General features: G+C 72.7%; 10 protein-coding genes and 2 pseudogenes. 9 read left to right on the top strand and 3 right to left on the bottom strand.

Translation table 11 applies throughout. The features are described 5' to 3' along the window. A pseudogene (locus ACWGIG_RS17465) lies at positions 1–260 on the top strand (ornithine carbamoyltransferase); the annotation flags it as partial. 126 nt (positions 261–386) lie between these two features. Next, positions 387–1,817 carry an amino acid permease gene (locus tag ACWGIG_RS17460; RefSeq protein ID WP_453322480.1) on the top strand — a complete coding sequence of 477 codons (1,431 nt, stop codon included), beginning with the start codon at positions 387–389 and terminating at the stop codon, positions 1,815–1,817. Here ACWGIG_RS17460 and ACWGIG_RS17455 read toward each other — a convergent pair. Continuing rightward, a complete protein-coding gene (locus ACWGIG_RS17455) occupies positions 1,795–2,217 on the bottom strand; it encodes an ATP-binding protein (RefSeq protein ID WP_453322479.1) in 423 nt (140 codons plus the stop codon). The genes ACWGIG_RS17460 and ACWGIG_RS17455 overlap by 23 nt on opposite strands. Before the next feature lie 216 nt (positions 2,218–2,433). Between ACWGIG_RS17455 and ACWGIG_RS17450 the strand changes: the two genes are divergently transcribed. Continuing rightward, a complete protein-coding gene (locus tag ACWGIG_RS17450) occupies positions 2,434–3,261 on the top strand; it encodes an enoyl-CoA hydratase family protein (RefSeq protein WP_453322478.1) in 828 nt (275 codons plus the stop codon). A 2-nt stretch (positions 3,262–3,263) separates the two neighbouring features. Continuing rightward, a complete protein-coding gene (locus ACWGIG_RS17445; RefSeq protein WP_453322477.1) occupies positions 3,264–5,591 on the top strand; it encodes a bifunctional salicylyl-CoA 5-hydroxylase/oxidoreductase in 2,328 nt (775 codons plus the stop codon). Positions 5,592–5,661: 70 nt separating this feature from the next. On the opposite strand, the gene ACWGIG_RS17440 is transcribed toward ACWGIG_RS17445, so the two are convergent. Both ACWGIG_RS17440 and ACWGIG_RS17435 read right to left on the bottom strand, forming a co-directional pair. Continuing rightward, a complete protein-coding gene (locus ACWGIG_RS17440) occupies positions 5,662–6,486 on the bottom strand; it encodes a PaaX family transcriptional regulator (protein WP_453322476.1) in 825 nt (274 codons plus the stop codon). 4 nt (positions 6,487–6,490) lie between these two features. Further along, on the bottom strand, positions 6,491–8,140 hold the full coding sequence (locus ACWGIG_RS17435; protein WP_453322483.1) for an AMP-binding protein: 1,650 nt from the start codon (positions 8,138–8,140) through the stop codon (positions 6,491–6,493). Between the two features lie 250 nt (positions 8,141–8,390). On the opposite strand from ACWGIG_RS17435, the gene ACWGIG_RS17430 reads away from it, so the two are divergent. The 5 genes and pseudogenes from ACWGIG_RS17430 (at position 8,391) to ACWGIG_RS17410 (ending at position 13,503) form a co-directional block, all read left to right on the top strand. Then, positions 8,391–9,524 (top strand): acyl-CoA dehydrogenase family protein, encoded by a 1,134-nt coding sequence (locus ACWGIG_RS17430; RefSeq protein ID WP_453322475.1) that lies wholly within the window; start codon positions 8,391–8,393, stop codon positions 9,522–9,524. After that, entirely contained in the window at positions 9,521–9,976 is a 456-nt protein-coding gene (locus ACWGIG_RS17425) for a RidA family protein (protein ID WP_453322474.1), read from the top strand. The genes ACWGIG_RS17430 and ACWGIG_RS17425 overlap by 4 nt, the downstream gene beginning before the upstream one ends. 68 nt (positions 9,977–10,044) lie before the next feature. Next, positions 10,045–11,133 (top strand): annotated as a pseudogene (locus ACWGIG_RS17420) (NAD(P)/FAD-dependent oxidoreductase); the annotation flags it as partial. A gap of 536 nt (positions 11,134–11,669) precedes the next feature. Further along, a complete protein-coding gene (locus ACWGIG_RS17415; RefSeq protein ID WP_453322473.1) occupies positions 11,670–11,990 on the top strand; it encodes a (2Fe-2S)-binding protein in 321 nt (106 codons plus the stop codon). Next, the gene (locus tag ACWGIG_RS17410) at positions 11,971–13,503 is read left to right on the top strand and encodes an FAD/NAD(P)-dependent oxidoreductase (protein ID WP_453322472.1); all 1,533 of its coding nucleotides are present in this window, start codon (positions 11,971–11,973) and stop codon (positions 13,501–13,503) included. Before ACWGIG_RS17415 ends, ACWGIG_RS17410 begins: the two co-directional genes overlap by 20 nt. Positions 13,504–13,510 lie beyond the last annotated feature (7 nt).

The following is a 13,510-nucleotide window of genomic DNA, read 5'->3' as shown; positions in this document are numbered from 1 at the left end:
CGTACGCGGTGACCATGGACGTGCTGCGCGCCACCGGCAACCCGGACGTGAAGTTCCTGCACTGCCTGCCCGCCTTCCACGACCTGGGCACCAAGGTCGGCCGCGAGATCCACGAGCAGTACGGTCTCTCCTCGCTCGAAGTCACCGACGAGGTCTTCGAGTCGGCGCACTCCGTCGTCTTCGACGAGGCCGAGAATCGGCTGCACACGATCAAGGCGGTCCTGGTCGCGACGCTGGCCACCCCGGCGGGCGCCGAATAGCAATGCGCCCAATTGGGTGAATATGCAGTGCGGTGGTTACCATTGCGGTGCTTGATGGGGTTCGGGCCCAGTGCCCGGGCCCCATCTGCTTGTTCACGCATGCACCAGAGATGAGAACCACCCCCCATGCAACGCATCAAGTCCCCCGCCCTGCTCGTCGCCGAATCCGGCGCTGACCTGGAGGGTCATGGCCTGAAGCGCACCATGGGGCTCTTCCAGCTGGTGTGCTTCGGCGTCGGCGCCATCGTCGGCACCGGCATCTTCGTCGGCCTCTCCGACAGCGTCGCCGAGGCCGGCCCCGCGGTCGTCGTGTCGTTCGTGCTCGCCGCGATCACCTGCATCTTCACCGCGTTCTCCTTCGCGGAGCTGGGCGGTGCGATCCCGGTCTCCGGCAGCTCGTACTCCTTCGCGTACGCCACCCTCGGCGAGCGCATCGCCTTCCTCGTCGGCTGGTGCCTGCTCCTGGAGTACGGCATCTCGGTCTCGGCGGTCGCCGTCGGCTGGGGGCAGTACCTCAACGAACTCCTCGACAGCCTGTTCGGATGGCAGCTGCCCGCCGCGCTCTCCAGTCCGCCCGGTGACGGCGGCATCGTCAACATCCCCGCGGTCGTCGTGATCGCGCTGGCCGCGCTGCTGCTGGTGCGGGGCATCCGGGAGAGCGCCCGCGCCACCGCGGTGATGGCCGTCGTGAAGATCGCCGTGCTGATCCTGTTCTGTGCGATCGCCTTCACCGCGTTCCACTCCGACAATCTGTCGCCGTTCGCCTCGCACGGACTCATGGGCGTCACGTCCGGCGCCTCGCTCGCGTTCTTCTCGTACATCGGCTTCGACGCGATCACCACGGCCGGTGAAGAGGTCAAGAACCCGCGCAAGAACATCCCCGTCGCGATCATGATCTGCATCGGAGTGGTCACGCTGCTCTACTGCCTGGTCGCGATCGCCGCGATCGGCGCCATGTCCGCCGACGACGTCGCTTCCCAGCCCGCCGCGCTGTCCCTGATCGTCAACCAGGTCACGGACTCCTCGCTCGGCGGCGGCATCATCGCCTTCGGCGCGGTCGTCGCCATCGCGTCCGTCGTGCTCGCGGTGATGTACGGCCAGACCCGCATCCTGATGTCGATGTCCCGCGACGGCCTCGTCCCTCGCGTCTTCGAGCGGGTCTCGCCGAAGACCTCGACGCCGGTGGCCAACACCTGGATCGTCGCCGCCGTCTTCGCGGTCCCGGCAGCCGTCGTACCGCTCGACGTCGTCATGAATCTGACGACCATCGGCACCCTCGCCGTCATGGCCGTCGTGAACGTCGCGGTGATCGCGCTGCGCCGCCGCGACCCGGACCTCCAGCGGTCCTTCCGGGTGCCGCTGTTCCCCGTACTGCCGGTGCTGGGCGTGCTCTTCTGCCTGTACCTGATCTACGGAACCGGCTGGCGGACCTGGCTCCAGTTCGGCATCTTCCTGGCCGTGGGCGCCCTGGTGTACGCGCTCTACGGGCGTCGGCACTCGCGGCTGGGGGCCTCCCCGGCCGGGGACCCGGAGGTCAGCGCGACGCCGGGAGCGTGAACCAGACCGCCTTGCCGGAGTCCGTCCGCCGGTGCCCGCAGTCCGAACTGAGCGTACGGATCAGCAGCAGCCCGCGGCCGTGCTCCTGCCAGGGGTCGGGGCACTGGTCGGCCGCCGAGGACTCCAGATTGCCGGGCGGCCCGGGGTCGCCGTCGTGCACCTCGACCTGGCAGCCCGTCGGCAGCAGCTCCACCACCAGCTCGATGGGGGAGGAGCCGCTGGTGTGCTCGACCGCGTTCGCGACGAGCTCCGCGGTCAGCAGCTCGGCCGTGTCGCTGTCCGCCGCCGGAGTGTCCAGATCCGCCAGGGCCGTACGGATCAGGGCGCGTGCCAGCGGCACCGCGGACGACGAGTGCGGCAGTTCGATGCGCCATGAGGTGGGGCCGGAGGCAGGGAGCAAGGTCGGATCCGATCGGGGAGCAGATGTCCTCACCTCAACGGTACGGAGCGGAAGGCTGTTCCCCCAGGGCCGCCCGCCGGAAGCGCAAGGGACCTGTGTCACCGAAGGACAGGACCCAAGACGTCTTGCGCACCCGGATATCGCGCACTCGTGACGGAAGTCACGGACCGGTGATAACTTCGAAGGACTGGCATCGGCACCGGGAGGCCGCGTCCCATGAGCCCGTTCCTCAGTTCCGCCCCGCGCACCGAGAAGTGGCACCACGTGCGGCTGACCCTGGACGACGGGGTGGCGACCGTGACCCTGGCCCGTCCGGAGAAGCTCAACGCGCTCACCTTCGGGGCCTACGCCGACCTGCGCGACCTCCTCGCCGAGCTGGCCAGGGAGCGCTCCGTGCGCGTCCTGGTGCTGGCCGGTGAGGGGCGCGGGTTCTGCTCGGGCGGGGACGTAGACGAGATCATCGGCGCCACCCTCGGCATGGACACCGCACAGCTCCTGGACTTCAACCGGATGACCGGGCAGGTCGTACGGGCGCTGCGCGAGTGCCCGTTCCCGGTGATCGCGGCCGTGCACGGGGTGGCGGCGGGGGCGGGGGCCGTGCTCGCGCTCGCGGCGGACTTCCGGATCGCGGACCCGACGGCCCGGTTCGCGTTCCTCTTCACCCGGGTCGGGCTGTCCGGCGGCGACATGGGCGCGGCGTACCTGCTGCCCAGGGTCGTCGGGCTCGGCCACGCCACCCGGCTGCTGATGCTGGGCGAACAGGTCCGCGCCCCGGAGGCCGAACGGATCGGCCTGATCAGCGAGCTGACCGAGGAGGGCGAGGCCGACACCCGGGCCGCCGCGCTGGCCCGCCGCCTCGCCGAAGGACCGGCTCTCGCGTACGCCCGGACCAAGGCCCTGCTGACCGCCGAACTCGACATGCCGCTGGCCGCCGCCGTCGAAATGGACGCCGCCACACAGGCGCTGCTGATGAACGGCGAGGACTACGCGGAGTTCCACGCCGCCTTCACCGAGAAGCGCCCGCCGAAGTGGCAGGGGCGGTAGCCATGGACCCGACGCCGGGCACGTCCGGCACTTCCCCCTCCGGTACGCCGTTGCGGATCGCCGTCATCGGCGGCGGACCCGGTGGGCTGTACGCCGCGGCCCTGCTCAAGCGGCTCGGACCGGACCGTGAGGTCACCGTCTGGGAGCGCGGAGCCCCCGAGGACACCTTCGGCTTCGGCGTCGTCCTCTCCGACGAGACCCTCGGCGGCATCGAGCACGCCGACCCCGAGGTCTACCGTGCGCTGACCGCCGAATTCGTCCGCTGGGACGACATCGACATCGTCCACCGGGGCCACCGCCTCACCTCCGGCGGACACGGCTTCGCCGCCCTCGGCCGCCGCAGGCTCCTGGAGATCCTGCACGCCCGCTGCCGCGCCCTCGGCGTCGACCTGCGCGTCCGCACCGAGGCCCCGCCCGCCGCCGCACTCTCCGCCGCGTACGACCTGGTGATAGCCGCCGACGGAGTGCACAGCCTCACCCGGCAGGCCCACGCCGACGTCTTCGCACCCCGCGTCACCTCCCACCGCTGCCGCTACATCTGGCTCGCCGCCGACTTCGCCTTCGACGCCTTCCGCTTCGAGATCGCCGAGACCGCTCACGGCGTCATGCAACTCCACGGCTACCCCTATGCGAAGGGCTCCTCGACCGTCATCGTCGAAATGCGCGAAGAGGTCTGGCGGGCCGCCGGGCTCGACGCCTGCGACGAGGCGGAGTCCACCGAACGCTGCGCGAAGATCTTCGCCGACGCGCTCGGCGGACGCCCCCTCAAGGGCAACAACTCCTCCTGGATCGCCTTCCGCACCGTCGTCAACGCACGCTGGTCGCACGGCAACACCGTGCTGCTCGGCGACGCCGCCCACACCGCCCACTTCTCCATCGGCTCCGGCACCAAACTCGCCGTCGAGGACGCCCTCGCACTGGCCGCCTGCATCGAGGAACAGCCCGACCTGCCGGCCGCCCTCGCCGCGTACGAGGCCGAACGCAGGCCCGTCGTGGAGTCCACGCAGCGCGCGGCCCTCGCCAGCCTGCGCTGGTTCGAGGACCTGGCCGGCTACCTCGACCAGCCGCCGCACCAGTTCGCCTTCAACCTGCTCACCCGCAGCCGCCGCGTCACCCACGACAACCTCCGGCTGCGCGACAGCGCCTTCACCGCATCCGTCGAGCACGATTTCGGCTGCCCCTCCGGCACGCCCCCGATGTTCACCCCCTTCCGGCTGCGCGGCCTCGAACTGCGCAACCGCGTCGTCGTCTCACCCATGGACATGTACTCCGCCGAGAACGGCGTCCCCGGCGACTTCCACCTCGTGCACCTCGGCGCCCGCGCCCTGGGCGGCGCAGGGCTCGTCATGACCGAGATGGTGTGTGTCAGCCCCGAGGGCCGCATCACCCCAGGCTGCACCGGCCTCTACACCCCGGAACACGCCACCGCCTGGCGGCGGATCACCAACTTCGTGCACCGGCAGGCCCCGGGCACCGCCATCGGCGTCCAGCTCGGCCACTCCGGCCGCAAGGGCTCCACCAGGCTGATGTGGGAGGGCATCGACCAGCCGCTCGAAGACGCCGACGCCAACTGGCCCCTCACCGCCGCCTCCCCGCTGCCCTACCGCCCTGGCGTCAACCAGGTCCCGGCCCAGCTCGACCGGTCCGGACTGATCGACATCCGCGAGCAGTTCGCCGCCTCCGCCTGGCGGGCCGCCCGCTGCGGCTTCGACCTCCTCGAACTCCACTGCGCCCACGGCTACCTGCTCTCCGGCTTCCTCTCGCCCCTCACCAACCGACGGACCGACTCCTACGGCGGAACCCTCGCCCGCCGCCTCCGCTTCCCCCTCGAAGTCTTCGACGCGGTCCGCGGCATCTGGCCCGACGACAAACCCATGACCGTCCGCATCTCCGCCACCGACTGGGCCGCCGGCGGCACCACCGAGGAGGAGGCCGTCGAGATCGCCCGCGCCTTCGTCGCACACGGCGCCGACGCCATCGACGTCTCCACCGGCCAGGTCGTCGCCGACGAGGCCCCCGAATTCGGCCGCTCCTACCAGACCCCGTACGCCGACCGGATCCGCAACGCCCTCGGCGTCCCCGTCATCGCCGTCGGCGCGATCTCCTCCTGGGACGACGTCAACTCCCTGCTCCTCGCAGGCCGCGCCGACCTCTGCGCCCTGGCCAGGCCCCACCTCTACGACCCGCACTGGACCCTGCACGCAGCCGCCGAACAGGGCTACTCCGGTACGGGCGCGCCCTGGCCGCCCCCCTACGCCGCCGGCAGCCGCAGGCCCCCGACCGGCCGCACCGAAGGCCCCAAACCCCGCCTCAGTCTGGGAAGTCCTTAACGGAGAGGGCCGCACCGGCGCGCGCTCCCCGGTTCCCCCAGAGGCGTCCCAGGGGCGTCCCAGAGGCGGCCTAGGGGCGTACGAATGCGGCGCCCGCGTCCCGCAGACGGCGGTGCAGCTCCGCGAAGACCTCCGCCGAGCGCCCGCCGGGCCAGTCCTCGGGCAGCAGTTCGACGGGCAGCCCGGGGTCCGCGTAGAGCAGCCGGCGCCAGGAATCCAGGGACAGCAGATAGTCCCGGTACGCCTTCTCGGCAGCCGCTTCGTCGGCCCCCGGCCGTGACTCCCACCCCCGCAGCACCGGCTCGTACCGCTTCAGGAAGTCCTCGTGCAGCGTGGCCATTCCCGGCAGGTCCCACCAGCGCGCCACCGCGTCCGCCGTGGCCGCGAAGCCCAGGTGATCGCCCCTGAACAGGTCGACGTACTCCACCAGTTGGAGCCGCTCCAAGGTGTGCCGGGCCTCCTCGTACAGCCCGCCCGGTGCGATCCACACGCCCGGCGCCGCCGCCCCGAAGCCGAGCCTGGCCAGCCGAGAGCGCAGCACGTGCCGCTTGGCGCGTTCCGCCTCCGGTACGGAGAACACCGCCAGCACCCACCCGTCCGCCGGCCGCGGCCGCGCACGGCCGTAGATGCGACGGTCGCCGTCGTCCAGGAGCTGCCGGGCGTCGCCCGACAGCGCGTACCCGGCCGCACCCTCCGGGGTGCGCGCGGACACCAGCAGCCCGCGCCTCTTGAGGCGCGACACCGCCGACCGTACGGACGGTGCATCGACGCCGACGGCCGCGAGCAGCCGGATGAGCGCGGCCACCGGCATCGGCCGGTCGCCTTCACCGTCGCCGCGCCCGTAGGCGCCGTACAGCGTGATGATCAAAGAGCGGGGAGTGTGCAGGTCAGCCACCTGATCACTGTACGTTCCCGGCGTCCCGCAGCCGGAACCGCTGCAGCTTCCCCGTGGGCGTGCGCGGCAGCGACTCCAGGAAGACGATCTCGCGCGGGCATTTGTACGGCACCAGCTCCGCCTTCACGAAGTCCCGCAGCAGCGCCACCGTCTGCTCGGTCCGCGGCACCCCGTCCCGTACCACCACACAGGCGGTGACGACCTGGCCGCGCAGCTCGTCGGCCCGGCCGACCACCGCCGCCTCCAGCACGTCGGGATGGCGCAGCAGTGCGTCCTCCACCTCGGGGCCCGCGATGTTGTACCCGGCCGAGACGATCATGTCGTCCGCCCGCGCCACGTAGTGGAAGTACCCCTGGGCGTCGCGCACATAGGTGTCGCCGGTGAGGTTCCAGCCGTCCCGCACGTACACCCGCTGCCTCTCGTCGGCCAGATAGCGGCAGCCCACCGGCCCCCGGACGGCCAGCAACCCGGGCTCCCCGTCCGGCACTTCGGCGCCGTCCGCCGCCACCACGCGCGCGTGCCAGCCGGGAACGGGCCGGCCCGTGGCTCCCGGGCGGATCTCGTCGTCCGCCGCCGAGATGAAGATGTGCAGCAGCTCGGTGGCGCCGATCCCGTTGATGATGCGCAGCCCGGTGCGCTCGTACCAGGCCTCCCAGGTCGCCGCGGGGAGGTTCTCGCCCGCCGACACACAGCGGCGCAGCGCGCTCAGATCGTACGAGCCGGCCGCTGAGCGGGCGGCGGGAGCCGCCAGCTCGTCCAGCATCAGCCGGTATGCCGTCGGCGCCGTGAACAGCACCGACACCCGGTGCTCGGCGAGCGCGGGCAGCAACTGCTGGGGGCCCGACTGTTCGAGCAGCAGTGCGGAGGCTCCCGCCCGCAGCGGGAAGATCACCAGGCCGCCGAGCCCGAAGGTGAAGCCGAGCGGCGGGCTGCCCGTGAACACGTCGTCGGGCTCCGGCTTGAGCACGTGCTTCGAGAAGGTGTCGGCGATGGCCAGCACGTCCCGGTGGAAGTGCATGCAGCCCTTCGGCCGCCCTGTCGTCCCCGACGTGAACGCGATCAGAGCGACGTCGTCCGACGCCGTGTCCACCGCGTCGTACCGCGTCGGCTTGATCGCCGCCCGCCGCACCAGGTCGTCCGGAGCGTCCCCGCCGAACGCCATGATCCGGAGCCCCGGCACCTCGGCCTTCACCAGGTCGTCCACCGTCCGCACGTCGCACAGGGCGTGACTCACCTGCGCGATCTCGCAGATCGTGGCCAGCTCCGACGCCCGCTGCTGCGCCAGCACGGTCACCACCACCGCGCCGGCCTTCAGCACGGCGAGCCAGCAGGCGACCATCCAGGGCGTGGTCGGGCCGCGCAACAGGACGCGGTTGCCGGGCACGACACCCAGATCGTCCCTCAGGACGAACGCGATCTGGTCGGTGTGCTCGCGCAGCTCGCCGTACGACCAGTTCTCGCCGGACGGGACGCGCAGGGCGGGCCGGTCCGCGCGGAACTCCTCAAGAGGCCGGTCCACCAGCTCTGCGCCGCAGTTGAGGCGGTCGGGGTAGTGGAGTTCCGGCAGCTCGAAGAGGAGCTCGGGCCACTGCTCGGGGGGCGGCAGGTGGTCGCGGGAAAAGGTGTCGGCGTGGGCCGAGGGGTGCAGTTCCATGGCCATGGCGGGTTGGCCCCCTTGCAGCGAGCAGTCGGGGATGCGACTGACGATCTGACGGGTGGGTGATCCTGCAGTGCGATGCTGCCGCACTGTGGCGCCGTTCCGCGTGGTGTCGCGGTGCTGTGTCGTGCTGCGGTGCGTAAGTGCGGCCGTCTGCAGTACTGGTGCTACCGAGCGTATCGTGATGGTGACGACAGTCAACGGTCCGCGATAACACGCGGGGTGAGCGAGCTGAGAGGGGCCGCAGATGCCCGGATTCGCGCTGGAGCCGGAACAGCTGACGTGGTGCGAGGAGCTGCGCACGCTGGCGCAGGAGAGGCTGCGCCCCCTTGCCGAGAAGGGCGGAACCGGGCAGCTCAACCGCCCGCTCGTCGCGGCCCTGGGGGAGCTCGGACTGCTGGAGCGGCTGTTCGCCTCGGGGGCGCTGGACCTGTGCCTGATGCGGGAATCGCTGGCCCGTGGCTGCACGGAGGCCGAGACCGCGCTCGCGCTCCAGGGGCTCGGCGCGGCCCCGGTGGCCCGCGCGGGCACCGACGCGCAGCGCACCCGCTGGATGCCCGGCGTGCGGGCGGGGCAGGTCGTCGCCGGGTTCGCCCTGAGCGAGCCGGGGGCGGGTTCGGACGCGGCGGCACTCGCGCTCGCGGCCGATCCCGAGCCCGGCGGGGGAGCGGGCTCCGGGGCGGGCGGGTGGCGGCTCAACGGCGAGAAGTGCTGGATCTCCAACGCGCCGTACGCCGACTTCTACACCGTCTTCGCCCGTACGACACCGGGCGCGGGCGCACGCGGCATCACCGCGTTCCTCGTGCCTGCCGACCGGCCGGGGCTGACCGGGACCGCACTCGACATGCTGTCCCCGCACCCCATCGGGGCGCTGGCTTTCGACGGTGTACGGGTCACTGTGGCCGACGTCGTCGGCGCGCCGGACAAGGGATTCCGGGTCGCCATGGACACCCTGAACCTCTTCCGGCCGAGCGTCGGTGCGTTCGCCGTCGGCATGGCGCAGGCCGCGCTCGACGCGACGCTCGCACACACCGCAGGGCGGACGGCCTTCGGCGGACCGCTCAAGGACCTCCAGTCCGTGTCCCACCGGGTCGCCGAGATGGCCACCCGCACCGAAGCCGCCCGGCTGCTCGTGTACGCCGCGGCAGCCGCGTACGACAGGAACGAGCCGGGAGTGCCGAAGAGTTCCGCCATGGCGAAGCTCTTCGCCACCGAGGCCGCGCAGTTCGTCGTGGACTCCGCGGTCCAGCTGCACGGCGCCCGCGCACTCCAGCGCGGCCACCTCCTCGAACACCTCTACCGGGAGGTCCGCGCCCCGCGCATCTACGAGGGTGCGACCGAGGTCCAGCGCACGATCATCGCCAAGGAGCTGTACGCATGAGTCTTCAGCGGGACAACCCGTCTCAGCAGGACCACGCCTCTCGGCGGGGCAATCCCCTCCAGCGGCACAATCCCGCCGCGCTGTCCCCGCCCACCGGCTTCTCGCACGCCGTCAGTGTCGCGGCGACCGGCTCCCGGCTGGTCTTCCTGGCCGGGCAGACCGCGCTAGACGGAGCGGGCAAGGTGGTCGGGCGGACGCTGGTCGAGCAGTTCGAGACGGCGCTCACCAATCTGCTGGCCGCCCTCGCAGCCGCCGGGGGAGCCCCGGGGGACCTCGCCCGGGTCACCGTGTACGCCACGGACGTCGCCGACTACCGCGAGAACGCCCCCGAACTGGGCCGCGTCTGGCGGCGGTTGGCGGGCCGCGAGTACCCCGCGATGGCAGTGATCGGCGCGGTCCGGCTGTGGGACGAACAGGCACTCGTGGAGCTGGATGGAATCGCTGTGCTCTGAGGGGGAGTTGAGGCAGGGGAGTTTCAGGATCCCTTGGCAGCCTTTGTGTTGTGTGACATATTACTGGTGTGTTCACGAGACGCCCTCTTGATGTTGTCGTTGTCGGGGCCGGAGTGGTCGGCGCCGCCTGCGCCTTCTATGCCGCCCGGGCCGGACTTTCCGTCGCCGTTGTCGACCGCGGCCCCGTCGCGGGCGGCACGACCGGTGCCGGAGAAGGCAACCTGCTCGTCTCCGACAAGGAGCCGGGACCCGAACTGGACCTCGCGCTGCTGTCCACAAGACTGTGGCGCGAGCTCGCCGAGGAGTTCCCCGAGGAGATCGAGTACGAGGCGAAGGGCGGCCTCGTGGTCGCCTCCGGGGAGGCGGGCCTCGCCGCGCTCCACACATTCGCCGCCGCGCAGACGCAGGCGGGCGTGCACTGCGAGGAAGTGCCGGGGCACGGCCTCGCCGACTTCGAGCCGCACCTGGCACCCGGGCTCGCGGGCGGTGTCCGTTACGCCCAGGACGCCCAGGTCCAGCCCGCCCTCGCGGCGGCCCACCTCTTGAGGGCGTCGGGGGCGGAGCTGCGGCTCGGCGAGGAAGTCACCGGTGTACTGCTCGCCGCGGACGGTTCGGTACGGGGCGTACGCACGCCGCGCGGCGAGATCCGCGCACCCGCCGTGGTCAATGCCGCCGGTACCTGGGGCGGACAGCTCGCGGCGATGGCCGGTGCCGAGCTCCCGGTGCTGCCCCGGCGCGGGTTCGTCCTGGTCACGGAGCCGCTGCCGCGCGTCGTACGGCACAAGGTGTACGCGGCGGACTACGTGGCCGACGTGGCGAGCGGCTCGGCGGCGCTCCAGACCTCCGCCGTGGTGGAGGGAACGGCCGCCGGGCCGGTACTGATCGGAGCGAGCCGGGAGCGGGTGGGGTTCGACCGGTCGCTCTCGGTGGAGGTGCTGAGGCGGCTGGCGCGGCAGGCGGGGGAGCTGTTTCCGGTGTTGAAGGAGGTGCGGGTGATGCGGGCCTATCACGGCTTCCGGCCGTACCTGCCGGACCACCTCCCGGCGATCGGACCGGACCCCCGGGTTCCGGGCCTGCTGCACGCGTGCGGGCACGAGGGTGCGGGGGTGGGGCTGGCGCCGGGCACGGGGGTGTTGGTGGCAGCAGGGCTCCTGGGGCTGCGAGGGGTCGCGGCCGGGGATGCGGCCGGGGAGGCCGGGCGGTGGGGAGACCGGGGAGCCGGCCCCGGCCACACACCGGGCCAGGGGCAGGCGCCGGGTCAGGGGTACGCACCGGGTCAGGGCCAGGCGTCAGGTCAGGGGCACGCATCGGGTTCCGCCCAGGTGCCGGGCTCCGGCCACGCACCGGGCCCCGGTCACGCACGGGGTCAGGGTCCGGGCTCGGAAGCGCGGCAGAGGTCGGTCGAGGGGAACGCGTTCCGGCCGGAGAGGTTCGGGGCTGTGGCGGGGGCGCGGTGAGCGGCGGGCCCGGGGTGAGCGTGCGGGGGCGGGTGCGGGTGTGCCTGCGGCGCCGGCCCCCGCCCCGCACTTGCACCGTTCCCCGCACTTGCACCGTTCCCCACACTTGCACCGTTCCCCGCCCTTGCGCCGTTCCCCGGGCGTTGCCCGGACCCGTTGCGGGAGGTCCGCCCCCGGACCCCGCTCCTCAGACGCCGGAGGGGCTGGAGATGCGGCCCCAAGGAAGGAGACCCCTCGTGTCCACCCCTCGTACCCCCTTCTCCCTCGCCCGGGCCACGCCCGAGCCCCCCTTCGAGATCAGCTTCGACGGGCGGCCGGTGGCGGCCCTGCCCGGGCAGAGCCTTGCCGCAGCCCTCTGGGCCGCCGGGATCCTTTCCTGGCGGACCACCCGTCGGGGCGGGGCGCCCCGTGGGGCGTTCTGCGGGATCGGATCCTGCTTCGACTGCCTCGCGACCGTCAACTCCGTTGCCAACCAACGCGCTTGCCTCGTGCCCGCCCGGCCGGGCGACACCGTCACCACTCAGGAGGGACACGGACGTGCCGACCTCGCCGTCTGAGAAGTCGGAGCCGGAGTCCGAGGAGGCTTCCTCGGACCGGCCCTACGACCTCGCCGTGGTCGGCGCGGGCCCCGCAGGGCTCGCCGCCGCCGTCACGGCCGCCGGGCTCGGGCTGCGGGTGGTTCTGGTGGACTCCGCCGCCAGGACCGGCGGGCAGTTCTACCGGCATCCCGCCCCCGGGCTGGGGGCCCGGCGGCCCGAAGCGCTGCACCACTCCTGGTCCGCGTACGCCCGGCGGGCCGCCCAGTGGGACGCCCACCTCGCAGCGGGCCGGGTGCACCACCTCGCCGAGCACCACGTGTGGGCCGTCACGGGCGAGGAGGGTGCGTGGGCCGTGCAGGTGGTCCGTGGGCCCGACGGAGCCGGCGGGCGCGGCGCCGTGCACGCCGCGCGGCTGCTGCTCGCGACCGGATCGTACGAGCGCCAACTGCCCTTCCCGGGCTGGACGTTGCCCGGTGTGGTGGGGGCCGGGGGAGCGCAGGCCATGCTGAAGGCCGGGCTCGTGCTGCCCGGGCGCCGGATCGTCGTCGCCGGAAGCGGTCCGCTGCTCCTGGCCGTCGCCGGGTCGCTCGCCGCCGCAGGCGCCACCGTGCCGGTCGTCGTCGAGGCGAGCGGTTACGCCGGATACGCCCGCCGCCCCGGCGCACTGGCGGCCAACCCCGGCAAGCTCGCCGAAGGCGCCGTGCACGCGGCAGCCCTCCTCCGGCACGGCATCCGGGTGCGCACCCGCAGTGCGGTGACGGGAGTTCACGGCGCCGACCGGGTGGAGGCCGTCACCGTGGCACGGCTGGACCGCGACTGGAAGCCCGTGCCCGGTACCGGAGTACGCATCCCCTGCGACGCCCTCGCCGTCGGCCACGGCCTGGTCCCGCAGGTGGAACTGGCGACCGGGATCGGCTGCGCCACCCGCCGTACACCGGACGGCACGCACGCCCTGGTCGTCGACGACCGGCAGCGCACCACCGTCCCCGGTGTCTGGTCCGCAGGGGAGACGGGCGGCGTGGGAGGCGCCGAACTGGCCGGGATCGAGGGCGAGTTGGCAGCGCTCGACATCGCCGCGAACCGTGGCGAGGAGCATGCCGACCGCCACGACGGGCGGCGGTCCGACCGCCACGACGGGCAGCGGTCCGCCCGCCACGACAGGGAGCAGGTCGGCCACCGCGACAGGAAGCTCGCCGCCCGCCGCGACCGCCTGCGCCGGTTCGCCGACGCCATGGCCGCGGCGCACGCCCCCGGCCCCGGCTGGGTGCACTGGCTGCACTCCGACACCGACGTCTGCCGGTGCGAGGAAGTCACCGCAGGACAGGTCCGCGAGGCCGTCGGCGACCTCGGCGCCCGCGACGTCCGTACGGTCAAGCTGCTGACCCGCGCAGGGATGGGCTGGTGCCAGGGCCGGATGTGCGGCCCCGCCGTCGCCCTGCTCGCAGGCGGCGCGGCCGGTCCGGCCGGGGAATCGGCCGACCGCCGCCCCCTCGCCTGCCCGCTCACCCTCGGCGAACTCGCCCACGAATAGAGCGAGT

Source organism: Streptomyces sp. NPDC054863 (assembly GCF_053610825.1).
The sequence above is the reverse complement of the archived record's forward strand: the minus strand, read 5'-3'. Positions and strand labels throughout refer to the sequence as shown.